This is a genomic window from Rhizobium oryzicola (assembly GCF_030504645.1).
Taxonomy (GTDB): Bacteria; Pseudomonadota; Alphaproteobacteria; order Rhizobiales; family Rhizobiaceae; genus Neorhizobium; species Neorhizobium oryzicola.
On the sequence record NZ_JAUKWQ010000004.1, the window covers coordinates 89322 to 112852 of the forward strand.

Annotated in this window: 23 protein-coding genes; 7 read left to right on the plus strand and 16 right to left on the minus strand. The window is 56.5% G+C overall.

Annotation, left to right across the window (positions count from 1 at the left end; all coding sequences use genetic code 11):
• Positions 1-4: 4 nt before the first annotated feature.
• Complete coding sequence (locus Q2T52_RS13935) at positions 5-2128, minus strand: BON domain-containing protein (protein ID WP_302077381.1); 2124 nt, start codon at positions 2126-2128, stop codon at positions 5-7.
• Positions 2129-2401: 273 nt separating this feature from the next.
• Here Q2T52_RS13935 and Q2T52_RS13940 point away from each other — a divergent pair, with 273 nt between their 5' ends.
• From Q2T52_RS13940 to sctU, 5 genes are read left to right on the plus strand one after another with little or no spacing between them, the layout of a single operon-like run.
• Entirely contained in the window at positions 2402-3463 is a 1062-nt protein-coding gene (locus Q2T52_RS13940) for a FliM/FliN family flagellar motor switch protein (RefSeq protein WP_302077382.1), read from the plus strand.
• A gap of 25 nt (positions 3464-3488) precedes the next feature.
• Positions 3489-4130 carry a type III secretion system export apparatus subunit SctR gene (gene sctR / locus Q2T52_RS13945; RefSeq protein ID WP_302077383.1) on the plus strand — a complete coding sequence of 214 codons (642 nt, stop codon included), beginning with the start codon at positions 3489-3491 and terminating at the stop codon, positions 4128-4130.
• 10 nt (positions 4131-4140) lie between these two features.
• Positions 4141-4407 (plus strand): type III secretion system export apparatus subunit SctS, encoded by a 267-nt coding sequence (sctS, locus tag Q2T52_RS13950; protein ID WP_302077384.1) that lies wholly within the window; start codon positions 4141-4143, stop codon positions 4405-4407.
• Positions 4404-5399, plus strand: a complete 996-nt coding sequence (gene sctT, locus Q2T52_RS13955) for a type III secretion system export apparatus subunit SctT (RefSeq protein WP_302077385.1) — start codon at positions 4404-4406, stop codon at positions 5397-5399. Before sctS ends, sctT begins: the two co-directional genes overlap by 4 nt.
• On the plus strand, positions 5396-6514 hold the full coding sequence (gene sctU, locus Q2T52_RS13960) for a type III secretion system export apparatus subunit SctU (protein ID WP_302077386.1): 1119 nt from the start codon (positions 5396-5398) through the stop codon (positions 6512-6514). Before sctT ends, sctU begins: the two co-directional genes overlap by 4 nt.
• Positions 6515-6535: 21 nt before the next feature.
• On the opposite strand, the gene Q2T52_RS13965 is transcribed toward sctU, so the two are convergent.
• From Q2T52_RS13965 to Q2T52_RS13980, 4 genes are all read right to left on the minus strand, one after another.
• The gene (locus Q2T52_RS13965; protein ID WP_302077387.1) at positions 6536-6910 is read right to left on the minus strand and encodes a type III secretion system chaperone family protein; all 375 of its coding nucleotides are present in this window, start codon (positions 6908-6910) and stop codon (positions 6536-6538) included.
• Positions 6907-8127, minus strand: coding sequence for an HrpJ domain-containing protein (locus Q2T52_RS13970; RefSeq protein ID WP_302077388.1), 1221 nt, complete (start codon positions 8125-8127; stop codon positions 6907-6909). The genes Q2T52_RS13965 and Q2T52_RS13970 overlap by 4 nt, the downstream gene beginning before the upstream one ends.
• Before the next feature lie 158 nt (positions 8128-8285).
• Positions 8286-8612 (minus strand): EscF/YscF/HrpA family type III secretion system needle major subunit, encoded by a 327-nt coding sequence (locus tag Q2T52_RS13975; RefSeq protein ID WP_302077389.1) that lies wholly within the window; start codon positions 8610-8612, stop codon positions 8286-8288.
• A gap of 63 nt (positions 8613-8675) precedes the next feature.
• Positions 8676-8942: a hypothetical protein gene (locus Q2T52_RS13980; protein ID WP_302077390.1), complete on the minus strand. Its 267-nt coding sequence runs from the start codon at positions 8940-8942 to the stop codon at positions 8676-8678.
• Positions 8943-9512: 570 nt separating this feature from the next.
• Here Q2T52_RS13980 and Q2T52_RS13985 point away from each other — a divergent pair.
• Positions 9513-10238: a Crp/Fnr family transcriptional regulator gene (locus tag Q2T52_RS13985; protein WP_302077391.1), complete on the plus strand. Its 726-nt coding sequence runs from the start codon at positions 9513-9515 to the stop codon at positions 10236-10238.
• Positions 10239-10306: 68 nt separating this feature from the next.
• Here Q2T52_RS13985 and Q2T52_RS13990 read toward each other — a convergent pair whose 3' ends face one another.
• From Q2T52_RS13990 to Q2T52_RS26840, 5 genes are all read right to left on the minus strand, one after another.
• Positions 10307-12736, minus strand: coding sequence for a secretin GspD/PilQ domain-containing protein (locus Q2T52_RS13990; protein ID WP_302077392.1), 2430 nt, complete (start codon positions 12734-12736; stop codon positions 10307-10309).
• Between the two features lie 337 nt (positions 12737-13073).
• Complete coding sequence (locus Q2T52_RS13995) at positions 13074-14555, minus strand: hypothetical protein (protein ID WP_302077393.1); 1482 nt, start codon at positions 14553-14555, stop codon at positions 13074-13076.
• Between the two features lie 11 nt (positions 14556-14566).
• Positions 14567-15019 carry a type III secretion system chaperone gene (locus Q2T52_RS14000; protein ID WP_302077394.1) on the minus strand — a complete coding sequence of 151 codons (453 nt, stop codon included), beginning with the start codon at positions 15017-15019 and terminating at the stop codon, positions 14567-14569.
• 435 nt (positions 15020-15454) lie between these two features.
• Positions 15455-15988 carry a hypothetical protein gene (locus Q2T52_RS14005; RefSeq protein ID WP_302077395.1) on the minus strand — a complete coding sequence of 178 codons (534 nt, stop codon included), beginning with the start codon at positions 15986-15988 and terminating at the stop codon, positions 15455-15457.
• A 3-nt stretch (positions 15989-15991) separates the two neighbouring features.
• Positions 15992-16123: a protein kinase gene (locus Q2T52_RS26840; RefSeq protein WP_367187316.1), complete on the minus strand. Its 132-nt coding sequence runs from the start codon at positions 16121-16123 to the stop codon at positions 15992-15994.
• A gap of 301 nt (positions 16124-16424) precedes the next feature.
• On the opposite strand from Q2T52_RS26840, the gene Q2T52_RS14010 reads away from it, so the two are divergent.
• Positions 16425-17267, plus strand: coding sequence for a hypothetical protein (locus Q2T52_RS14010; protein ID WP_302077396.1), 843 nt, complete (start codon positions 16425-16427; stop codon positions 17265-17267).
• 199 nt (positions 17268-17466) lie between these two features.
• On the opposite strand, the gene Q2T52_RS14015 is transcribed toward Q2T52_RS14010, so the two are convergent.
• The 6 genes from Q2T52_RS14015 to Q2T52_RS14040 all read right to left on the minus strand — a co-directional run bounded on the left by Q2T52_RS14015 (position 17467) and on the right by Q2T52_RS14040 (position 23516).
• Positions 17467-17736, minus strand: coding sequence for a hypothetical protein (locus tag Q2T52_RS14015; protein WP_302077397.1), 270 nt, complete (start codon positions 17734-17736; stop codon positions 17467-17469).
• An 89-nt stretch (positions 17737-17825) separates the two neighbouring features.
• Positions 17826-18545 carry a hypothetical protein gene (locus Q2T52_RS14020; protein WP_302077398.1) on the minus strand — a complete coding sequence of 240 codons (720 nt, stop codon included), beginning with the start codon at positions 18543-18545 and terminating at the stop codon, positions 17826-17828.
• A 2-nt stretch (positions 18546-18547) separates the two neighbouring features.
• A complete protein-coding gene (locus Q2T52_RS14025) occupies positions 18548-19048 on the minus strand; it encodes a hypothetical protein (protein ID WP_302077399.1) in 501 nt (166 codons plus the stop codon).
• Entirely contained in the window at positions 19045-20082 is a 1038-nt protein-coding gene (locus Q2T52_RS14030; protein ID WP_302077400.1) for a MotA/TolQ/ExbB proton channel family protein, read from the minus strand. The genes Q2T52_RS14025 and Q2T52_RS14030 overlap by 4 nt, the downstream gene beginning before the upstream one ends.
• A gap of 74 nt (positions 20083-20156) precedes the next feature.
• Positions 20157-22283 (minus strand): type III secretion system export apparatus subunit SctV, encoded by a 2127-nt coding sequence (gene sctV / locus Q2T52_RS14035; protein ID WP_302077401.1) that lies wholly within the window; start codon positions 22281-22283, stop codon positions 20157-20159.
• A 99-nt stretch (positions 22284-22382) separates the two neighbouring features.
• On the minus strand, positions 22383-23516 hold the full coding sequence (locus Q2T52_RS14040; RefSeq protein ID WP_302077402.1) for a hypothetical protein: 1134 nt from the start codon (positions 23514-23516) through the stop codon (positions 22383-22385).
• Positions 23517-23531 lie beyond the last annotated feature (15 nt).

The window sequence follows — 23531 nt, forward strand, 5'->3', positions numbered from 1 at the left end:
CGCTCTATCGAACGAACCAGCTGACATTTTCGCCGTAAATCACGATGGAAAAGGTATCCGCAACGCGGATTGCCACGCCGAGTTCTCCGACAACCGCTACACGGCTATTTTTGTCCGGTGCCGAACCTTGGGCCAACTTGTCTCCGTTGCGGATCTGCACAAAACGATCGCGCGTGAGATCCGCCCCAACAACGTCAAGCTGATATGGCGAGAGGCTGCGGACAATGAAGTTGACGAACTTCGGATTTCGCCTGATTTCCGTCAAATAGACGGATCTGGACGTATCGCCGAACCGTTTCAAGCAGTCCGCAAGGTGCGTCGGGTTCAGTGCGGCCTCCAGTACCGTGCCTTGAAGTTCCGGCCGCAGGTCGTGGATCGTCAGCTTGTCGCTGACGCTGATCATATCGAGCCAGAACACAATGCCCTTGGCATTCGCAGCTGAAAGCCGGGAGCCATTCCAGCAGGGACTGTTCAGAACGACATCCAGCGTTGCCGTGAGAGGTTTGTAACTGTCCTCAAGCTTCGTGGCCTCGGATAGCTGATCCTGCAACCGGGTAAGGCCCTGCACGAGAACGCTGTCTTGAGTAAAGCCTGCCGCGCCCTCTTTGTCCCAGCTATGCAGGAGGCGAGCGACCTCGGTGCTGTTGCGTGCTTCTGCTGTGGCGTCGCTACGCGAAGAGCTCGACAAAGGCGCTCCGTTGCTTTCACTTGGATCACCATTGCGCTGCTGTATCATGGACGATGGACCAGCGACAGCATCCAATTCCGCTTGCAGACGCTGACCGATTTCAGCACCCTGGTCCGGCTGTCCCGAAGGGCCGTTATCGGTGTTCGGCCCCGTCGTATTGCCCGCTGCCTTCACAGCCTGGTTGGAAAACAGGTCCTCCGGCTTGAATTGGCCGTTGGCCAGTCGAGAGACATCGACCTTCATTTCGTTGGGGCCAGCCGCATCCTTGCCGAGAATCAATCCCGGTCCGGCTTGGGCGGGCATGATTTCGCCCTTGGCACTTTGGAGATTCACGAAGGAGCGCAAGGGAATCATCGGTGCGATATTCGAAGCGTATGCCTGCAAGAAGCCTGCCCAAGCATCGATTTTTTCGATCGGGAGAAGTCCTGAGGCTTCGATAAGGGTCCCGTCGAGCCGCAACAGGACCAAGGGCGATAGCCGGGAACGGTCCAGCATGGCACGCACATCGGCCAGCAGCGTTTCTGAAGTGCGTATATTGGAAACGATGGACGTAAGACCGGCAACGCGATCCCTGACAAGATCAATCACAGCCGCAGCAGCGGTGGGATCAAGCTCGATGCCGGAAAGCGTCAGCACCCCTTTGTCATCAAGGGTGAAATCGAGATGTGGATAGTTCTTTGACAACAGCGCGCCGATTTCGTTGCGCGTCGTTTCGAGAACGGTGAGGCGAACACGTGCTGTGCCATCGACCTCCTGAACCGCAGCAATCACTGCACGCCGCTCCGCCGGATTGTCCGTAAAGCCTGTCACGAAGGTCACGCCGTCGACTGCCCGCGAGATCTCCAGTGAGCGCGGCAGTGGAAGCTTCGCAACAGCTTGCTGAACGCGCTCCAGTGTCGGGCGCTCGTCGGCCCGTGCCGTTTGCCTGGCTGTGCCAAGATTACCGAACAAGAGCCAGAAGGCGACGGCCCCGAAGACTGCTGCACCCACCATCAAGGACACAAACAGCAGGCGCGGCGGTTCCGATCCCGCTCCAATTTTACTGCGCGAACGTGATATTGCCGGTGCAACCTCATCCTGCGTAGCTGCATCCCGGGTGATCGAAGCCCAATTGGCCGTGGGTAGACCGGTCGTAAAGCGCGTTGCGCCAGCACTGACAATATCGAGCGGTTCTAGTTCCTGATAGTCACCATCGGCGGGGAAATCCGCGCCCGCATTGCTGTGCAGGCTGCCATGAACGCCGGCGAGCTGTACCTTACCGTCCGCAATACGCAAACGTGCATGCCCTGGCTTGAGACTGACATCATAGACCTGAATGTCGTCTTCAGCGCTGGACCCAAGCGTATAGACGCCGTCAGCCAGTGAGATATCCACGCCCGACTGCACGCCTGTGAGGATCTTTAGAATAACCGCAGCGGAGGCAACCGCAGGCTCACTCATCGTTCGATGGCTCCATTCTACACTGCCCGGCGCAGCTCATCGCCTGCCCTTGCGGCGGCCTCAAAGCCGGCTTCCGCAATCCCCACAATCCCATTAGGGGCCTGCTGCCGCGAAGGAACACGGGGAAGGAAGATCGGCTGTGCCGTTAGTCACAGCCGCCGGAAGGTCGCCGCCGAAAGAGCGTTCTAAATCTGCTTATGGATAAGCCGAACGATGGTGGCCAAAGCCGCAAGAGCGGTTTCTAGTGGTTGGGCGGATGAGATGAAGCGATGGATGCCAGTCAAAAGCATCAATGCGCCGGATATTGCCGGCCACTCACATCTGGCTGTCTGGAATGCCTTTATGGCTCAAATCCGCCATCCCATCGCCCTTGAAGCCGGCGCAATCATGAAGGTTGAGCCCGCGGCAAAGCCCGTCGCACATCTTCCGCTTGCCCGCGTGCGGATCGGTCATCCGATCGGCAAGGCATTGTTCAGGCTGATCGAGTTTCCATTTGCCGATTTGACGAATTCAGAACTTCAAGCAGCCGACATCGACAGCCTTCCGGAACCTTTGGCCGAAGCGGTTTGGGCAGGGGTTTTGACGGTTATGAACGGCCTGCTGCCGCAAAGCTCGGACATAGAACTGGCAATGGCGGACGTTGGCCGCAGCAACGATCCGGTCCAAGCCGACAGTATAGACGAATGGTTCGATCTGACGATCGATCAGCGCAATACCGGGCCAATAGTCCTCAAGGCGGGCCTGAACCGCGCCTGGCTTATTTCCCTGCTGGCAGCCAGGTCATTGCCGAACTTTCAGGCGAGGGGACCGCTCGACGAAAGTCTTCTTCTATCGGCAGATATGACCCTGGGTCGATTATCGCTCAGCAAATCGGAACTCGCAGCAATCGAACCTGGTGATGTCGTGATCATGGCCGCGACGGCACCGGATTGCAGGAACGTTCGCGTTGCGAACCGGCTCTTTACCTTCTCTGTCTCGCAGGATCAGTCCGTCTGCGGCGGCTCCTTCCCACTGGATGGCCTGCGGCCAGCAAGCTTCAAATCGGAGATTTCCAGAATGTCTGATCCCATCGAGGGCGAACTGTCAGCGGATGAACAACATTCGGGAGGGCTGACTGACCTTATCCTTGCGGTCGACTTTGATATCGGACGGATCGAGGTTCCCATGACGACCGTGGCAAGCTGGACACGCGGCAGTGTCGTCGAGATGGAGCAGCAACCTCTCGAAGACGGTATCGCCGTCACGCTTCGAGTCAACGGACAGGCGGTTGGAACGGGCGATCTTGTGCGCATTGATGACCGGATCGGCGTGCGCATCACGCAAGTGATGTCATGACGAACAAAGGGAAGGACACCAGCCCGTGACCGATCCGCTCAATCTCATCCTGCTGCTCGCCGCCGCAGCACTCTTTCCTTTCATCGCGGTCGTCGCCACAAGCTTCATCAAGCTTTCGGTGGTCTTCCTGCTCGTACGCAATGCGATCGGCGTACAGAACATTCCGCCGAACATGGCGCTGAATGCGCTCGCCATCATCCTATCCGGTTACATCATGGCCCCGGTTGTCGTGCAGACCTACAATCTCTTGTCCGTCCAGCAGATTAACTACAATACGGCCGAGGGTTTGAAGAGCGCCTACGAAGCGGGAAGCGGGCCGCTTGTCCAGTTTCTGGAGAAGCATGCAAGCCCCCGCGAAAAGGTATTTTTCATGGAGGCTGCCAAGACACTCTGGCCGCCGGACATGGCCTCGCAACTCACGGATAAATCAGTTGCGGTGGTACTGCCGGCCTTTACGGTCAGTCAGCTGCGGGAGTCGTTCGAGATCGGCTTTCTCCTCTATTTGCCGTTCATCGCCATCGACCTTATCGTTTCCAACATCCTGCTGGCCATGGGCATGATGATGGTCTCGCCGCTGACGATCTCGCTGCCGTTCAAGCTTTTCCTGTTCGTAATGATCGACGGCTGGTCGCGTCTGATCCTGGGGCTCGTCAAGACTTACGTATAGGAGCAAGACGATGTCACCAAGCGATGCACTTCAGCAACTGCAGGAAACCATGCTGCTGGTGATGGTTCTCTCCATGCCACCGATCATCGTCGCATCGGTGGTCGGCATCATCATCAGTCTGCTGCAGGCACTGACACAGATCCAGGAGCAGACGGTCTCCTTCGCGATCAAGCTGATTGCGGTCGCCATTACCATCGCAGCCATGGCGGGTCTGCTTGGTTCGGAAATCGTCAACTTCACGACCAAGCTGTTCGACAATTTTCCGAGCATGACATGAATGAGATCATCGACATCGGAAGACTCTACTTCAGTTTCTTCGACCGCGAAATCATCGCGCTGATCCTGACGCTGCCGCGGATCTATTCCTTCATGCAGGTGTCCCAGCTCCTGGCCGATACCGCGGTACCGCGCATTTCAAAAACCGCAGCAATCCTATCGCTTTCAATCATCGCGGTGCCGATCAACATGGCGGACGTGGCAGCCTTCGACCGATCGGTGGTATCGTTCGTTGCCTATGTCTTGAAAGAATATGCGATCGGCTTCGTGCTCGGCTATATCGTCAGCTGGATTTTCTGGGCCGTACAATCGGCCGGAGCCTTCATCGACAACCAGCGTGGTGCAGCCGTTGCAGCTTCTATCGATCCGCTGCAGGGTCATGAGACGTCACCGCTCGGTATTCTCTTCAGCCAGGCTTTCCTGACCTATATCTATTCGACAGGCGCCATGCTGCCGATCCTCGGCCTCCTCTACCAGTCCTATCATGTCTGGCCGGCCACGCGTGGCCTTCCAGTTCTCTCGCCGCATTTTCCCGAACTTGCATTATCGATCGCCGATAATGCGCTGCGCATCATGGTCATCATCGCTGGACCGATCGCGGCTGTGATGTTCCTGTCGGAATTTGCCTTGGCGATGGTCAGCCGCTTTGCGCCACAGGTTCAGGTTTTCATTCTTGCCATGCCGATCAAAAGTGGTCTTGCGATCTTCCTTTTGATTTTCTATTTCGCGCGCTTCATGCCCTACAGCGTCGATCAATTGCAAAGCTTCCGCCCGCTGATCGACCGGTTCTATGCCGTGATGCAGTTTTCCAATCCACCGCCCGGTATGCCTGCGCCGCCCGCCTATCGTGCCGAGGGACCGGATACGATCGTTCCAGTCGCCAATCCCATTCTGTTTCCTCCCAAGGAACCGTCGAATGCAAACCATGAGCCGCCGCCGACCGCTGGCGAATCTCATCCAGTTGACAGTCTTTCCCCAGGAGGTCGTCGATGAGCGAGGGCGGGGAAAAGACAGAGCTGCCGACTCCCAAGAAGGAGAGGGACGCGCGTGAGAAAGGCCAAGTCGCACGCAGTCAGGAAGCGGTGACAACCATATCTCTGTTTGCCACCGTTGCCTGCATCTGGCTTTCATGGGGTGCGATAACATCCGCCATCATCGGCATTTTCGACCAGACAGCGCGTCTGGCCACAGGTGATTTCCAAGCGAACGCAGTGATCGGGATCGTCTACACATTTCGCGAAGGCGCAGTTGTGCTCCTCCCGGTCCTGGGTGTGGTGATATTAGCCGGGATCGCGGCCAATTACGTGCAATTCGGATCGCTCTTCACATTCGACAGCATCATGCCGAAACTTGAGAAGATCTCGCCAGCAGCAGGGTTCAAGCGAATCTTTTCCATGAACTCGGTTGTTGAACTTCTGAAATCCAACCTCAAGATCATTTTTCTGTCGATCCTGCTATACTACGTCATCAGGAACGCGATCGGCCCGTTTCTGAACTCCCTTCAATGCGGCATCGCCTGCATTGCCACGATTACGACTTCAATCCTTTTCCAGACTCTGACCTATTCGGCGTTGGCATTCATCATTGTCGCGGCGGCCGACTTTGCCTGGCAGAAGCACACCCACATCAAAAGCCTGATGATGTCGAAGGACGAGGTAAAGCGGGAATACAAGGAGAGCGAAGGCGATCCACACATCAAGGGCAAGCGCAAGCAGCTGGCTCAGGAATTGATCATGGGCGATGGCGGTACGGCCGCTCGAAAAGGTGCAGCGGTCGTGGTCAATCCTACGCATTTCGCGGTGGTGATCGACTATCGACCTGGAGAAACGCCTCTACCACTGGTGACGGCGAAGGGGCGCAATGCACAAGCGCATTATTTGCGAACGGAGGCGGAAAAGGCCGGGGTGCCCATCTTCCGCAATGTGGCTCTGGCGCGCGCCCTATTTGCCGATGCGGCACTGCATGAACCTATTCCAGACGACCTGTTCGATGCCGTCGCCGAGGTTCTTGCCTGGGTCTCGCGAAACCGTGAGAATCTTTACGGCAAGCCATTGGAACATGGCGTGATCGACATGGACTGCGGCGACCATAGGCCAAAACCCCACTGAGAGGGGGCGAAGGGCCACCTTCTAAGCGATGGCTGCCGATGCCGGCAGAAGACGCTGCAGCGCACTTTCGATGGCCGGCAGCGTAAAGTCCTCCGCATTCATCATCACCGCGAAGACGAGTTGATCATTCGCTGCCAGACCCACGTGGAGAAAGTGATGCCCGCCGGGATCAAGTCCGGCCATCATCAAGGCGCTTGTCTTGACGGCATCGCTCATGATGGCAGGCTTACGCGCAAGGCTTATGACAACGCGGTTTCGCGAGCCAGCGGTGAAGGTTAGCAGACCGGATATCTCAAAACGGAAGCTGTGGCTTCCATCAGGTGCAGGCTTTGTGGTCATACCGAGTTGCGCGGCAAAACCTTCGATAACCTGCCGGACAGGGGGCGAAAAAGTCACGAGTTCTTTCCTTCCCCTTGGCGGTGCTGGTCATCACGATCACGGCCTTCATAGTCTTCTTCTTCGGCTTCGACGAGTTCATCCAGCAGGCGCATAAGCGCCTTCGTCTGGTTCAGCCGTGCCTGTAAAGACGGCATTACCTCATCCGGAAGATCCAGGTGGATGGCACGCAAACCATTGGCAAAGGCAACCTGCGTCGCCGCGGAACTCTTCTCATAACGCGACATCAATTGCCGGGCGTCCTGCAATCCTGGACCCTCCCGCGAAGCGAAGGCCAGCATACGCGATGCGACGTCGACAGGTGTACCGCGTGCCAATTCCCCCGGCTGAAGCAGACGATCCACTGAACGGGTAAGCTGGGCACACAGGTCTATGGCTGTCTGCATCTTCTTCAGCTTGGCAAGTTCGGTCACTAGGGAATGCAGGAAGATCGGGTCGCTGGACGGACTGGCAGCAGACAGGTCACGACCGGCAACTTCGATGAAGGTTCCGACAATTTCCTCCATGCTTTTCATGACGTCGAAGCGTCGCAACATGTCGAAAAGGGCACCCATGTCACGCGTATTTTCTCGCAGAAGATCGCGATAGGCCTCCCGTACTGCTGCAGGATCGGTTTCCAGAGTTTGCGCTGCCCGATTCGCAACTTCTGCTGCTGCAAAGCCGGCCCTGGTATCCCGGCCCAGATCGCCAGTTTGAAAAGCCGCCGCCGCTTCATCAAGCAACGCAAGAAATGCGTTGGACGCGCCGCTGGCAGCGAATACATCGCGCGCAAGTTCCAGCGCCGCGAATTGATGCGTCGGGTCACCATCAAAAGCCTGAAGCGCCCGAAAGAGATCTTCGATGGTTACCTCAGAGCCACCATCCCCATCCAGCAAATCGGCAAAATTCTGCATTTGCTCCACGAGTGATGCCAGGGCATCCTCATGCGGCATGTCAGGCAGCTTGTCGTAATAGTCGGCGATCCGTGCGAGAGCGTTAATATTCGACCCACGGCCTTGACGGATCTCCCGCTGACCCAGCGTTCGCTTGTCCGCCCGATGCGCCACGGACATGCCGATCTCTTCCTTGGCGTCCTCCAACTGCGACTCGACCGAGGAAACTTCGACGCGCTCGCCCCGGTAGGAGCCGCGCACCTCCTCCATGACCTCGGTTCCCACCGGAGAAACAACGCTTTGGGTCGCCACATTTTGGCGGAGAGTTTCGATTGCACCTTCCATAATGTGTTCTCCCCGGAATACGCATTCACTCCGCACCCACGATCAGTTTCCATGCACAAACAGGCAGACGTCACGGCCCACGCGAGCCTGAACTGCCTTGATAAACGGATCGGAGCAGGCCTGCGTCCGGCTGATCGACCCGTCAGGAGCCGGCTTGATCAGGAAACGTTACGGGCAATGGATTTCAGCGTGTCGGCAACCGACTTCAGCACGTTGGTGCGCAAGTTAGACACTGCAGACCACGTATTCATGGCCATCTGCATTGAGAACATCTTCTCGGTATCGGACAGGTTCGCATTCTGCTCGATATCTCGGATGTCACCTTCGATTTTCTGCATCTGGTCCCCCAACTGCTTCTGACTCCAGATGAGGTCGAACCCGTCGCGGATGACGTATTTTGCGCTGGTCTGCCCGTCGAAGGATGTATCCTTCGTGCCCGCGGCCCAAACCTCTTGCGTACCGAGGCCCGTGAAGGTGCTTGCCATGTTTCCAATCTCCTCTACGAATACGTTCTCGTCTCAAACCCAGCTTTCGACGACCATCAGCATTTACCGGATGCCCGATTGAAGATCGGAACCGCGCGCAGGCGGGGCATCGTGAAGGCCCACTGTTGCCGCCCTTTCTGCGATCCGCAGAACTTTGCTTCCATGGCGCAGCGCTTCGCGCACGGCAGCCATGGTCGCGTAATCTGCGGGCGTAACGCCAGCCTGCATCTTACGCAACAGGTGCTGATCCGCCTCCTCAAAGCGCGCCATAATCTTCGCCGCAACTTCACGCCCATGCGTTCCAACGAGCATCTCGGCGAGATCGGTCATGATGAGAGGCGCCCTCGCCTCTTTCGAGGCGGGTGAAGCTCTGTCATTTTGGCGGTTCAGAAGCATTCCGTCCTCAACCTTTTCAATCCATCCCAGCTTCAGGCTGGCCAGAGATTTCGGAGCTCTCCGCAATCCTGCGATTGGCAAAGAAGATGGAATCGACCGATACCCCCTCTGCACACAAGCCTTAAAGCATTATATGCATGCACCAGCGCCCATTGGGGTGTCTATCCGTTTCGCACCGGACCTGTGACATCGGGCACAGATGCATGACGCACTTCTTCATGGGGCAGTTGAACGAAGAGTGCTGAAACCATGATATTTCATCATGTTTTGATTTTTTGACGTTGACAATGAATCTTCTCCTTAAGATTGCATGCAAAAAGTTCCAGGTTGCATAACAAGAAGATACTGGTGAAGATTTAGCGCCCGAGTATTTTCTGCGCGATCAGCTTCGGAAACGAAGTGTATCGAACGCAAAGACTTAGCATCATCAATGACGCCCATACAGCACTGCTAAAACATTACGCATGTCGATAAACCGGTCGTATATTGGCGGATATAGGTGAGATGACAACGCAAACGTTACCCTTTGCCGAAAGAATACCCTTCCGGGATTCCTCACCGTTCCGGCAACTTGGTCAGTCGACTCAAATGCTTTTGGCCAGAAAAGCCAATGTAAAGGTATTCGGCCAGAACGAATTCATCTATCTTCAAGACGACGAAGCCAGCCATCTATTCTTTGTGCGATCGGGCCACGTCCGGTTGTCCTATCTTCTTGAGGACGGTTCACCAGTACTTTTCGGCATCCTCCGCCCAGGCGAGATTTTTGGGGAGTTGGGCGTATTCGAAGGCGGCGTCTACCACGACATGGCAACGACCATCGGAGACACGTCTGTCTTTCGGATCCCGATATCAAGCTTCCAGGCAATGGAAAACACTCACCCGGAGGTACGGTTGGCTCTTGCCGGTGTCGTAGCCAAACGCTACCGCTCCTATATCATGCTCACGCGCAATCTCAGTCTCAAAACCCTGCATGGTCGCCTGTCGCAAGCGGTGTTGCGACTGGCAGACGATTTGGAAACGACCGTGATCTATCAGGGCAGGACGGTTCAGGCGATCGGTTCCTTTGTCACCCAAGGCGATCTCGCCTTGATGGCCCGCGGCGCGCGCAGCAATGTCAACCGGGCTCTGAAGGCCTGGGAGCGCGCGGGCATGGTAGCCATTCATGACCGGGGTCTTGTCATTCTCGATCGAAAGCGTCTCCAAGCCCTCTCCCTCGAAGAAGGGATCTGAGTTTTTACGGGCTCTTTGCCTGCCTCGATCCACAGCATTATATGCGTCCGCAGCCAAATCTGCGGGCGCTATTGCTTGTAGGCTGACGTCGCGGGCTTCCGCTTTATGCCAGCCGGATCGCTTGCCTGCGGTGTGGATACCATAAACGACTGAAGCTGCTTGGTGATGGAATCGATCTCGTTCGCGGTCCTGGAAACCCGCGGTGTGATCAGCACAACAAGTTCCGTTCGCCGCGATTGCGCATTTTTCTGGCTGAGAAGATCTCCCAGGATCGGCACCTTCGATACCTTCGGGATCTGCGTGGAGTCCGCCCCGACATTATCCTGGATGAGACCGCCCAGAAGAACCGTACGCCCGGATTGTACGAGGATCTGCGATTGTATATCGCGCGTCGAAATGGTTGGCGTCAGGGAATCCCCGCCGGTACTCGTCTTCGGTGTCGAAACGGACTGGTTGATCTGAAGCGTTACGGAATCATCCGCATGAATGGTGGGCGTGATCTGCATGACAATGCCCGTGTCGAGAATCTGCACCTCGCGCGTCACAGTGACATTGCCGCCGTTGTTGGACGACTGCGAGGCCGTCGCGAAGGGGATCTGATCGCCGATCACGAGGCGGGCCGCCTGCCCGTTCATGACTGTGAGATAGGGCGAGGAGACGACCTTGAGTGTCGTGACCTGCTGCAGCGCCTTCAAAACGGCATCGACGGAGAAGCTTCCGACAGAACCGGAGAAACCTATGACGCCACCGTCGCGTGGGGATTGGTTACCCGGTATGCCGGAGCCGACGTTGAAACCTTTGCCCTGGAGGTAGAAGGCCACGCCTTGCGAGAGCGAATTTGTGAGATTGACCTCAATGACGGTCGCCTCGATCACCGCCTGGCTTTGCGGTACATCCAATGCGGCCACCACATCCCGCATGCGCGAAAAGATGCGATAGTTCGAGTAGACCAGAAGCGTATTGTTGCGCTTGTCGGCGACAATTCTGACGTCTGCCTGGCCGTTTCCTCCACCCGCCGGCGCGGAGACCTGTATCGTGTCGCCATTGTTGGCACCGCTGGTCTGGCCGTTGGCTGGCGCGCGACCACCGCGTTGAGCGCCGCCCTGGCCGGAGGACTGCGACGCCGACTGACCACCATTTGGCGTCGCAATGATTGTGCTGGGTGGTGGCGCGGCCAAGCTGGTACCGTCCTCATTATCAGCGGAGGCACCAGCCGCCTGACTGTTTGGAAAAAGTTTAGAGCGCGAGATACGCTGGTCTATGCCACGTCGCGGTTCATCCGCTACCGGTCCATTGCCGCCGCCGGAAGCGGCACCAAAACTCTGCGCAAGCTGCGGGGCAATTTCTTCCGCGCGCAGATGAGTGAGCGGAATAACCCGAAGTGCCGAAATGTCCGACACCGACTGGTCTAGCTGGCGCACCAGCAGCCTGACGTTTTCCATCACGGTTTCGTCCGGCGTTCCGACAAGCACGGCGCGCTGGGCTTCAAGCGGTATGATGGTCACATTCGCATCCGAACCACGCAAAGAACCCGAATAGAAATCGGTGATCTGGCGCGCCACGGCTTGCGGCTCTCCCTGGCCGAGCGGAAGGATGGCGATGGAACGCTGCCCGGTCGCCATGTTTGACAGCATGCGAACAAGACGTTCTGCTGAATCGGCTTCAGTCGGACCCGCCTGAAGAATAACGGTGTTGCGCGAACTGCTCGCCTGCAAGACAACGCTGGGCGGCAACATGCGGCCCGCGAGCGCAACGACCTCCTGCGCGTTACCCTTGGGTAGTTGGATGACCCGCTGGGCCTCCTGGCCTCTTGCACCATTGGCCGCGTTTGTATCAAGGGCCGCAATCGCTTCAGGCGTACCAATATGGTAAATGCCGTTGAGAGAACGCATCACCAGATTGTTGCGAGACAAGATATCCCGAACGACCGAAAGCACGCGTGCTTTTGGCACCGGTGTCTCGGTTTTGAACGTGACCCTGCCGGCAAGGTTATCCGGAGCGATGTAGTTGACCCCTAGAGCACCGCTCAAAAGGCGCCGGAGAACTTCGTCTATCGTTGCGTTCTTGAAGTCGATGCTGACTTCGGCGGTTGGTTCGAACGAAGCTTGTTTGGTTGCCGAGCGAACTTCGCCAATGTCTTGTGCAATCGTCGCAACGTCTCCCGGATAATCGATCTTTTCCTTGCCTACATAGGCTGTAAAAGTGCGCGAGGTTTGCTCCGCGCCAAGCTTGTTCAGCTTTTCCACATCAACAACCGGCCCCTTTCGCGGTGCCTGGTTGCTGGCCAGACGGGGAACCGCGTTGGGATCGTCGACGACCAGAGCATCTTCGACGGTGGTGCAAGCGACGAGCCAGCAAGCCGCCGCCATGAGGATTGCAAAAGAGCCGGCTCGCCGCCGGTCCATCCACGCCAATACAGGGCGGTTGCGCGAATGGTCGCACGTAACCTCGGCATTGTCTTGAATGTCCGACTTGGCCGATGCAATAGAAAATTTCATTCACCACCACCGGGAAGAGAAGACTTCGGGCGGCAAGGATGTTCATTGCCAAACGCACAGGCAGGCTGCAGCATCCCGTCTAGTGAGCCAGCAGACATTTCGATAGAGATGTCGTCCGGCAGGCAGACACACTTCCTCCCAGGCATATTCACGGCCTCGATACTTTGTTTGTACCAAAGACAGATGGCGTGAAATGAATCAGGGGTTGATCAGGCACCAGCGTTTTCCATGGTTGCAACCGGAAACTTCTTCATCACACCTCCCTACGCCTACCGATCACTAGAGCGGCACATCCGCCCGCCGCGATTTCGTGGAAACCAAGACGAAGCTTCTCGGCTCAATAGAGGACGTGAACCTCGTTACCTCGACGCTCGATGCCCAGTTCGGCACCGAGGCTGGCCATTAGCTTGGTCAATCGCTCGCTAACGTCCAAAAAGACCAGGCGATCGTTATCCGGAACGGCTGCCACCAGCGCTGCATTGTTGATCTCTTCGCACTGGGCGAGCATTCCCGCCGCTCCATACGTTGCAACATGCTTGGCGATTTCTGATTTAGACCCCGCATCAATCCAATCAGCGTTTTCAAGCGCTTGCTTGAATTCCCGATAAACCGCCTTGGTCGGGCCCTTATCGAATTTCTCGCCTCGATACGCTTCTTCCTGCTTGAAGTGCTTTGCTGCGATACTTTCGACGAGATGAAACCCATGCTTGATGTTGCGTCCTGCGACGCTTGCAAGACCGGCCACATTGCGGGCGAATCCATCCGCGGGGTCAACATGCCGGCCAATGTGGCTGAAGCTGCTTGGCGTTCCCACCGGCTCAAACTTCATGAACAGAAGGGAATCGCCGCTCGAGTCGGGCTTAATGGTGTCGAAAAGAAGAGTTCCTCCACCCGGCATCTTGGAGCTGTAGTCCTCGATACCGCTTTGGACCGCACCACCGCCTTTCACCGAAAAAGCCGAGATAATGCCGGTCTGCGCCCGAGCTTCACCGAAGCTCATCTTCTTGCCCGCGTTTTGACTGTGTGCCTTCAGGTGGGTTGAGGTTCTGCCATAGCAACTGGGCGCACTACTCAGGAAATTATACAGCTTCTTGCCGGGATCCTTCACAAGCATGGCTCCGTCGCCCCCTGCCGTGACCGCCTCTCGCTCAGCGCCCGCATTGTCCACCATAGCCTTGGCGAACATGTACCACCCAACGGCGCGCGTCGTATCTACATTGGAGGGTATCGAAATCGTCTTTCCGTTGACGGTTACCCCTACATCCGTCTTACCATCTTTGCTATTCTTTACCGCCTCGCAAATGCGTTCGCCCATCCTGATGTAGCGATTCATTTCGAACTGCGAGATCTTCTTGTCTCCTCCGAGAGAGACCCGCAACTCTTCCATAAGAGCGGAAACCTCGACTTGGCCCCGGCCCTTCACATCGATGGCGACGTCAAGAATATTCGATTTTTCGGAATCGTGAGCACTCAAATCGTCGCGCAACGTAGACTGTTGAAGCTGCGCGTTCTCGAGGGCACCCGTTTTGAGAAGACCAAGCATGGAAGCCAAGCCATCTTTATCGTGGCGAGCCGCGAAGTTCTGCAATTTGGATACGGCGGCCTGAACGATGGCATTATCCTTGATAAACGACCCGAACGAGAAGGATGTGTGTGCTGGCTGAGCAGGGCCACCGCTGATGTTGCGCCCTTCAAATGCGCCGCCCACCCGACCGGATGTCGCAGTCGCATGATGATCGTTGCGCTTTGATGGCCGCTCGTCGGAATAGCCAACTCTGACCCGAATATCGGGGTGACCGATCTGCAACAACTTTGTCATGACCTCTTCTCCTATGCTCGCAGAAAGGCGTTTTGGTCGAGGAGCTGCAAACCCTGTTCGACATCGAATTCGTTCAAGCCCTCAATGAAGTTCGCCCAATTGCCTGCCACATAGACGAAGCTCTCCAGGATATCGGCGAGGCGCTCACCGCTGATGCCGTCATCCATGATGCGGTAGCAAATATAGGCTTGCCGCGTCTGTGCATTGACGCCAAGCGTGCAGTCCGCCGTTGCATTCCAGAATGTATTGGCATCCAGAAGCACGCGATATGCATCCAGTTCATGTTCTTCGGGTATCGCACCAAGCAGGCATGACAGTACCAGGCTGGAGCCGGTTCCGCGGTCCTCCTGCGTTAGCGTAACAGCCAGGGCATCGACAACAATTTCAAAGGGGCTGATGATATCGCTTACGACTGAAAGACCGATCTCCGCGCTCAGTTCGTTAATTAGTTTTGAAAAGTCCATCGATCCCTCCGCTGCTGATACGCTTGTAACCGTGCGGACGAATGCCCCCTGTGCTGAAAAGCAACGCGTTCGCGGAAGTGAGCGATTTCGGTCTTGAATCCGAGGAAGAATGTGATCGAGCGCCGAGGCAAAAGGATGCCAATAACGACGCTCGATCGTCCCTTGGTCGCAGTCAGCCAGTGGACCGCGCTCGGGCTCCACCGATCATATTCTCGCCGCCAACAGACAAATTCGCCTGTTCCGTCGGATAAGGCATCCGGGCAGAGACCCAACCTGCAGGATCATCAATCCTGACGTCGCTGACGCTCTCATCAGTTGTTTCAGACGGAGTCGAATTGGATTTCGCTCCTACAGCAGCATTTGTGCTAATGAAGCGAACCAGAGCAGCGCGCGTCTCTGCCGGGCCCACGGCCTCATCCGCAAACACCTCGTGGCTCAGCAGCTCATCCATTGTGGGGCGTTTCGAGGGATCCGGATGAAGAAGCTGGTTAATGAGTTCGTCAATCTTAACGTCACCGGTGGATGGCGCGTCGAAATAACCGCCAGGCCCAATGGCATGACCATCCACATAGGATCGCAGCTTTTCACCATACCATCCTGGGACTTTTTTGCTGAGTCAGATAATAAGGTCTCAGTCATCATGTAGTATAGGCTAGCGCCGAGCGCCCAAGTATCAATTTCTGGATCTAGCGTGCGAGCGCTCAAGCTTTCCAAATTACTTTGACGAAGCTTCTCGTTAACCGACTGAAGCCTACCCATAACATGTTCAGTTACAAGATACATCTGAGTCTTGCCACCGCTGGGTCCAGGATTAGAATGGAAAGCCGCTGAAAGAACATTCTTGAGGTCGCGGAAGGAAACTTTGAGGGATGTATCGCCCTGATTCGAAAATATTGTGAGGTCCTTTGCCCTTGCAATTTCATCGCGGAGACGACTCGCTTCAGGCGAAACAAAATGGGTCGTGTCCACCGCTCAGCCGCTTGCAACCTTCAGTTTATTCCCACCTTGCGTCGTACCGAAATCAGCAAATTTCATCACACCGCCTTCGCCAACAAATAGGTTATGGGCTCCTAAATCGCCGTGAACGAAACCGTGGTCCTGCATGTGCTTCAGGTTAGGCCAGACGCAACGCGGCGCGTACGATAGACATCTCGCACGGACCGACTGTGCCAAACGGCACAGGACGACGCAAATTGCACTCCTGAAGCGCTTGCTCGGATAGGACGGCCTGTCTAGACCGCTTCGCCACTTGCGCAAGCTCTAAGGGGGAAGGATATATTGTGATACTAACTCGCTAAGATCATCTGGAGCGGGATAGTCTTCTGATCAAGCGAACATTGCATGCACTGAACCCAAACATTTTTCACAAGGCAAGCCGTCCGCCATGTTACAAGATGCGCCCCAAATGCTCTCCTACGAAGACATCATCTTTCACCCCCGCTTTCCTGATGCGCGTAGGGTATATGTCCATGAGATGCTGAAGGCTCATGAGAATAATGCGAAGGAAAATCAAATATTTTTTGATGAGGGAAAGGCTTTTGTCTATTTCGCCATCATGAATTACTATTGCGCACATGATCCTGAGGATCGGACTTCTTGGCCTAGCATGCGAATGATCAAACAAAATCTAGAGCAGTTGGGGCTAGCGAGTGGGCGACGGGTGCATGATATCATTCGACGGCTCATCGATGTTGGATATGTCGAAAGTTCACTGGTGGAAAAAGACCGGCGCACCAAGCTTCTCCGGCCGACCCAGACTATGATCGACCGGGATCTGAAGACAATGGTCGTCTACTATGCTCCATTGCATGTCATGTTTCCTGACCCTGGCTACCCGGAACCAATGTCGGGAGATCTCGCGTTTCAGCGCGGCGCCAGACAGATCGGAGCGTCCTTCATGGCCTATGCTCGGAGTTTCATGGCCGCTAATCCAACCATTGCCTTCTTTTTCCCTCGGCTTGCAGGCATGATGATCCTGACGAAGCTGATAGAACTGAGCATTACGTGCGACGGACAAACCGCTTCTCGGATTTCCTTCGCCAATATTGGCGACAGTTTCGGCATTTCGCGTACGCACGTTCGAAAGCTCCTTTCCGAAGCACAAGAACATGGACTGGCGGAGCTATACGGTCAGCATGTCATCTTATCGCCCGAATGCCGAAAGGGTTTTGATCGCTATCTGGCAGACACCATGGTCGGCAATGACCTTGTGTACCGGCTTTGGAAACAACAGCAATTTGATGCCTGAGATCAAGTTGCTGTTGCGTGTTTTCTGCAAACGGTATCTTGGACCGATCCGAATTTACCGCAGACCGTTTGGTGGCGATGTCACCGGAAATGGTGACGACAAACTCGTCCAAGCGCCACACATCGTTGCAGCTGTGCTTCTTGCGGCGACGGCGAAGGGCACAGACTGAAATACTGATGGTGGAGGGCCGAGGCTGCCGTCAGATTTTCACCTGATCGACGGGAACGCCATAGACGCTCCCCTGTTGGATCGCGTCAACGGTATCGAAGGAGGTATGCCGGCGCGACTGGGGTAATGTCGATATGCCTGCATTACCATTGAGATAATCCTCGAAGGCATCCTGGTCGGACTTCGCATTTGCGGTCAAATCCGAGCGTTCCGATGGATCAAGCCTCAGCGGATCGAGCAAACGCCGCTCCAAACCATTGGAGCCTACGGGACGGGAAGCAGACGATATCATATCAGCCACGAGACCTACTCCTTCATTTGCCAGATGGCTTTAGGCGCATTCTAATATGTCCGTCGCTTTCCGCGCGTGATGTTCGGCACAGATTGCGCTTATGCTTGTGTTTGCGGTGGAAACCACCATTCGGTAAAGCCCGCCAGTGCAAAGCCCACAATGAGAAGCAGGATAGCTACACAGCGCGTCACACTCTCCAAAAGCTTTGTCACCGGAGAAACAGCGTCATTGGTTCCGTCGTGGGCCGTGGGCCCGGCGACGCCCGCCCCCGGCGACCCTACGGCCTCCAGCAGTCGCGATAACCCGGCCGAAAATTCAGCTCGATCGGGCTGGCTTGCAATCAGGTCAAGAAAGCCAGTGGACCAGCCACGTCTATCCGGCTCGCGCGCGCTCAACGCTTCAGGTACATCCATTTCCCGAAAGACTACCCCCATGTGATGAAGGGCATTGACGACAGGATAATAAAACCTGTTGTCAAAAACGTAGAGTACCGCCGGTCCCGATGCGTTCACGAGCGCTGCCGCGATCGAGCCCGCATCCGCTCGGAATGGGGGAAGGCCAGGTCGCAGAACAAGAACATGATCTCCGAGGAGATCGAACCTCAAAACACCCGGATCGCCACGGCGAAACAGCATCACGACCCGGTCCTGCCCGCTCAGCGCCTCCCGCTCCTCCACCCGAAATAGCCGCGCTTGCGCATGCGCCCGCTCATCACGGTCAGCTGAGCCATTTTGCCAGCCCAGCAGAAAAAGCAGGAAGCAAGTGGCGAAAACATTGGCAGTCAGATCCGCGACGACGGCAAAGTCAAATCGCCACATGGCTACTCGTCCTGTCGAAGACGCGCCAGCAAGGCGCGACATGGGCCTGGATCGAGAGGCGTTTGAGTAAAAGCACAATCCTCATCGAGCCTCAGCCGACGCACTTTGGACAAGCCGACACCTGCAATCAGATTTTCAAAAAGGAAAGCGCTCTCCCCGCCACCGCTATCAATCACCAGAAGAACAGAGCGATGCGCCGCTTTGCCCGAACGAAGCCTCGTCAGCAGGGCAGCGTTACCCGGAATGGCATCCCGCTTGACGACGAGCTTCGGTTCCGAACGCTCCGCGGGCAGCAAAAGGCCCTCGCGCCTTGCCAGAACCTGCAGTTCCGCATTCTGCTCATCACGCCAGACGTGGTTGTTTACCCGCAGACCGATACTCAACAGCATGGCAACAAGAAAGGCTGCACCCAGCGCCAGGAAGAGGTCACCGATCGGAAGCTGCATAAAACCTGCATCGGCATGTTCAAAATCATCATCGGCATCGTGAGCGCCGCCCTTCATGCCGGGCTCCTTGCCCGCGAGACAAGCACGATATGACGTGCCGCTGCCAGCAGCTCCGCTTCCCATTTGTCCACGAGTGCAACCCCCAGCGATGCCAGCAGGCCACCCAGAAGACCAAGCAACGTCGTTTCGAATTGCAGCCCAAGGCCGGCAAGACTTTGCCCCAGGTTCGCGCCGTTCTGCTGACCGCCTTGGCTATCCAGTCCGGCAATAGCGATGGCAAGACCAATAACTGTGCCGAGGAAGCCGAGGAGCGGCAAAAAGCTGAGAAGCGTGCGGATGAAACGCCGGGAGGCGCGATGGATCGCCTCGATGGGCGACTGGACAGTTCCGCACGATGACGGAAACAGCGCATCAAAAGCAACCGCGCGTATGCGAGAATGCGCCGGCAAAGCAGTCAATACCTCGCCCAGTTGCCCGGACACATTGGATCCGTCTTCGACAGAACGCCGCAAGGCATCGAGGTCAAGCCGCTCCCGCCAGAGTGCCAGAACCACATCAAGGAGGGCTGCGCCAACCGTCATGAAGACGACCACGATTGCCGCGTGAAGAGGGCTTCTTGCTGCCAGCGCACGCCGCAACACGCCAATTGGATCATGGGCGGGTGTCCCATCTGCGGCACCGATAGCAGCATAGAAAACCAGTGTGAGAGAAAGCCCCAGAAGCAGTGCGGAACAGAAGGATTGTGCGCCCGGCGGGCGTCCGTTGAGATGCCGCCAGAAGGCGACGAACCGCAGACGATTAAGCTCGGTAATCAGCCGCGAGGAGAACAAAAGCACGAGGCATTGCGGCCAAATCAAATTGAGCTCGACCATATCTTCCAGCGTGTGTCCGGCAGCAAGCGCGGGCACCCAAGGAACGGCCAATGCAGCAATTGCGGCAACAAGACTGCCGAGTGTCAGCGCCTCGTGACTTTCCAAAGCAAGCCCGATGTTCATCAATCCCACGGCAGCACCGACTGCCAGGAAATAGGATGTCGGCGCAGCGGAGCCGAAAACTGCAGCATGACAAAGAACTGCCGCGGTAAGCGCCACGACAGGGATAAGCAGCCTCGGCGAAGGCCAACGCCATACCGAAAGCACCGTCCCGTCAAGGTTCGGACCTGGGCTCATTCGGCAGCCAGATGCGATACGGCGTTATGGAGCTTGATCCGCTCAAGCGGCTGGATATTGGCGGTCGGCGACAGCTCCTGATAGGACAGGACAGCCGTTGTGGGGAAGTCACGCTCAACAACCTTTCGCATGAAGCGGCGGATGTCCATCGGCGCCAGAATGACCGGTGAAATCGCACGGGGCGCAGGGTTGCCTGCGACACTCCGTATGGAGTCGATGATCTGACGATGCACATCGGGCGCCAGGGCAAGATAGGAGGCTCCACTGGTCTGGCGAATTGCTCCGCGCACGGCATCCTCAATTTCCTTGGCAAGCAGGAAGGCGGGGATCATGTTCTGTCCGCCGGAGAACTTGTGCGTGATGTAGCGACTGAGGGCACCGCGTACATATTCGGTGAGCATGATGGGGTCCTTTTCGCGCTGTCCCCAGGTAACCAAGGCTTCGAGAACGGTGCGCATGTCGCGGATGGAAATGTCCTCCGAAACAAGCCGCTGCAGCACGTCGGTGATGGTGGTTACTGGCAGCAGCCGCGTGACTTCCCGGGTGAGCTCTCCAAAATTCTTCTGCATCTGGTTCATCAGGAACATGGTTTCCTGCACACCGATGAACTCATGGGCATGCGCCTTCAGCACATGGGCCAGATGAAAGGTCAGCATGCTGGACAGTGTCATCACCTGGACACTCGCCTTTTCCAGGATCGGGAGATATTTGACCTGAACCCAGAGCGACGGCGTTCCCGGCAGGAAATCATCGCCCCTCTCGAAAGGGACGCCAAACATCTTCAAATTCGCTTCCGTCTCCCGGGCGATGAAGTAGCCGGGCCGGGCAGCGCCTGATGCCACCGGAATTTCGTTGACGAGGATACGATACTCGCCATCCCGGAGGTTCTCATTGAGACGAAGATTGATGCCGGGGAACGGAACCCCGAGATCGAAATAAAGCGCTCTCCGCACGCGTGCGACCTCCCGGTCAAGCTTGTCCGGCCTGATCGACGAGCGTACGGACGCCGCAATGTCGACAATCAACGGCACGGTCAGTGCAAAGGTCACAGCCTCGACGGGCGCGTCGTCTTCCTCCGGAAACTTGGGAACCTGCCCCTGCGGTGCAAGAGCCGCGGCAAGCGCGGGCATTTCACCTGACCGTTCATTGCGTCCGACGGCCTTTCGATTGCGCATGGAGACGAAGCCGCCCCCACCCACCACAAGGGCAAGCATGGCAAAAACCATCGTCGGAAAGCCCGGAATGACGGCGAATATGCAGAGGATGACGGCCGTAATCAGCAAGGCCTTCGGCTCATACATCAGCTGACTGCCGATATCGCTGCCGAGATTGTCGTTTTCCTCGGACGAAACGCGCGTAACGATGAAGCCCGCCGTAATGGAAATAAAGAGCGCGGGTATCTGCTGGACGAGGCCATCGCCTATGGTCAATAGGGTATAGACTTGGCCGGCATCCGCAACGGGCATCCCCTTCTGAAGCGTGCCAATCGTAATGCCGCCAATCATGTTCACAGCAATAATGATCAGGCCGGCGACCGCGTCGCCCTTCACGAATTTCATGGCGCCGTCCATGGCGCCGTAAAGCTGGCTTTCCTTTTCCAGTTTGCCGCGCCGCCGCTTTGCCTCTTCAAGATCGATCAGCCCGGCGCGCATGTCGCTGTCGATCGACATTTGCTTTCCGGGCATCGAATCCAGCGAGAAGCGCGCTGAGACTTCTGCGACACGTTCCGAGCCCTTGGTGATCACCATGAAATTGACGATGGTCAGGATGAGGAAGATGACGACCCCGACCACAAGATTGCCGCCGACCACGAACTTGCCAAAGGTTTCGACGATATGGCCGGCATTGGCGTGCAGCAGGATCAGCCGTGTCGTGGAGATCGCCAACGCCAGGCGGAAAAGCGTTGTGATCAACAGCAGTGACGGAAAGGACGAAAGCTGCACTACGTCCTTGAGATAGAGCGCAACCATCAAAAGAATGGCCGATATAGTCAGGTTTATACCGATCAGTGTGTCGACGATGACGATCGGTAGCGGCAAGATCATCATGAAGACGATACAGACCAACAAGAATGCCAGGAATAGGTCATTCCGTTTGGATAGGGTGTGCAGGAAGCGTTGCATCGGTAATGATTTCCTCAGGCGTAAGGCGCGCGGCCGAACGCTTCCCATCAAGGCATAGACCAAACCGGTTGATGACAGGCAGTTGATACCCCGGTCATGTCACACATCCACGCGAAGACGGCTGCGGCCCGGTTGGATTTGTGGCTCTTGAATGGTCAACGATTCCAGAGTGGAGAGTTGTAATAAAAGATCGACCGCAGCCATCAGCAGTGCATCAACCAGCTTTGATTGATCCGTTCGTTCCGCATCATCCTGACGCGCGGTGCGCAGCTGCGTCTGCGCTGCCAGAGTGGGACCGTTTTCCTCTTGAATGAAGGATGCATCGGCTTTGGCAGCCGCCTGAAGAATGTCCGAGAGCAGTCTGTCAACGGCAGAATTTTCCGCCACATCATGGGCAGATTGGCTGACTTGCAGTGCATTGATAGATGCAAAGACCGTGGCAACGTTTGCGGCAATTGCCATGACGGCCTGGTTGATGTCGGAGATCCCGGGGATGGCGTTTGCCGCCGCGTCATAGTCCTGGATCTTCGTCACCAGCAACACGTCATTGGCTGCCAAGGCGGACAGCGCATTCGAATAGGCATCAGGGCCTGCCAACGTCGTTATCTGCAGATTTACGGCAGCGAGTTGATCAGCCACCGACTTGCTGCGATCGCCATCAGGCAACCGGTCCAGTTCCCGTTGAAGAAGCGCTGCAGTTTGTGCAAGCGCCGTTTGCGCAAGGGACACCATCTCCGATTTGAGGTTTGCAAGCTGCGGCGCAACCGCCGCCTTCTGATCCGGATCCGTGATGGCTTCCAATGCAGCGATCTGCTCGGCAATAGACTGCTGTTTGGTTGCTATATCTGATTGAAGCTTGGCAGCGTCAGCCTTCGCATCCAGTTCCGTCTGGCGCTGCGCAACCGCGCTATAGGCAGTGAGCGCATCCACGACCGATCCCATCGCCAGCCGCGCCTTCTCAGCCTTCGCCTCGTCCGAGATGTTTTGAAGCGTCAACGAAGCCTCTGCCAACAGGACGGAAATATCGCCTGGGGATTGGGCGCGATAAAGCCCCGACAAGCCAACACTGGAATTTGGTCCGCCCATCAGCGCCAGCGCGGCTGCTAACTGATCTTCAACAGAAGAGGTGACCAGCCCGGAAACGGCCTGTGCTGGACCGACAGGCGTTACGGCGTCAGGCGTAACGATCTGGGGCGCGATTGGCGCATTGGAAATCGAACTGACAGAGGACATGGTCCCTTCTCCACA

Excerpts from the sequence above, each read along its gene's own strand:
- sctV (WP_302077401.1), bottom strand. The coding sequence starts at position 22,283 with ATGCAACGCTTCCTGCACACCCTATCCAAACGGAATGACCTATTCCTG.
- Q2T52_RS13995 (WP_302077393.1), bottom strand. The coding sequence starts at position 14,555 with ATGACAAAGTTGTTGCAGATCGGTCACCCCGATATTCGGGTCAGAGTT.
- Q2T52_RS14010 (WP_302077396.1), top strand. The coding sequence starts at position 16,425 with ATGCTCTCCTACGAAGACATCATCTTTCACCCCCGCTTTCCTGATGCG.
- Q2T52_RS13985 (WP_302077391.1), top strand. The coding sequence starts at position 9,513 with ATGACAACGCAAACGTTACCCTTTGCCGAAAGAATACCCTTCCGGGAT.
- sctT (WP_302077385.1), top strand. The coding sequence starts at position 4,404 with ATGAATGAGATCATCGACATCGGAAGACTCTACTTCAGTTTCTTCGAC.
- sctS (WP_302077384.1), top strand. The coding sequence starts at position 4,141 with ATGTCACCAAGCGATGCACTTCAGCAACTGCAGGAAACCATGCTGCTG.
- Q2T52_RS14040 (WP_302077402.1), bottom strand. The coding sequence starts at position 23,516 with ATGTCCTCTGTCAGTTCGATTTCCAATGCGCCAATCGCGCCCCAGATC.
- Q2T52_RS13935 (WP_302077381.1), bottom strand. The coding sequence starts at position 2,128 with ATGAGTGAGCCTGCGGTTGCCTCCGCTGCGGTTATTCTAAAGATCCTC.
- Q2T52_RS14000 (WP_302077394.1), bottom strand. The coding sequence starts at position 15,019 with ATGGACTTTTCAAAACTAATTAACGAACTGAGCGCGGAGATCGGTCTT.
- Q2T52_RS13990 (WP_302077392.1), bottom strand. The coding sequence starts at position 12,736 with ATGAAATTTTCTATTGCATCGGCCAAGTCGGACATTCAAGACAATGCC.
- Q2T52_RS13975 (WP_302077389.1), bottom strand. The coding sequence starts at position 8,612 with ATGGCAAGCACCTTCACGGGCCTCGGTACGCAAGAGGTTTGGGCCGCG.
- Q2T52_RS26840 (WP_367187316.1), bottom strand. The coding sequence starts at position 16,123 with ATGCAGGACCACGGTTTCGTTCACGGCGATTTAGGAGCCCATAACCTA.
- Q2T52_RS14025 (WP_302077399.1), bottom strand. The coding sequence starts at position 19,048 with ATGAAGGGCGGCGCTCACGATGCCGATGATGATTTTGAACATGCCGAT.
- Q2T52_RS14020 (WP_302077398.1), bottom strand. The coding sequence starts at position 18,545 with ATGTGGCGATTTGACTTTGCCGTCGTCGCGGATCTGACTGCCAATGTT.
- sctU (WP_302077386.1), top strand. The coding sequence starts at position 5,396 with ATGAGCGAGGGCGGGGAAAAGACAGAGCTGCCGACTCCCAAGAAGGAG.
- Q2T52_RS13980 (WP_302077390.1), bottom strand. The coding sequence starts at position 8,942 with ATGACCGATCTCGCCGAGATGCTCGTTGGAACGCATGGGCGTGAAGTT.
- Q2T52_RS13970 (WP_302077388.1), bottom strand. The coding sequence starts at position 8,127 with ATGGAAGGTGCAATCGAAACTCTCCGCCAAAATGTGGCGACCCAAAGC.
- Q2T52_RS13940 (WP_302077382.1), top strand. The coding sequence starts at position 2,402 with ATGCCAGTCAAAAGCATCAATGCGCCGGATATTGCCGGCCACTCACAT.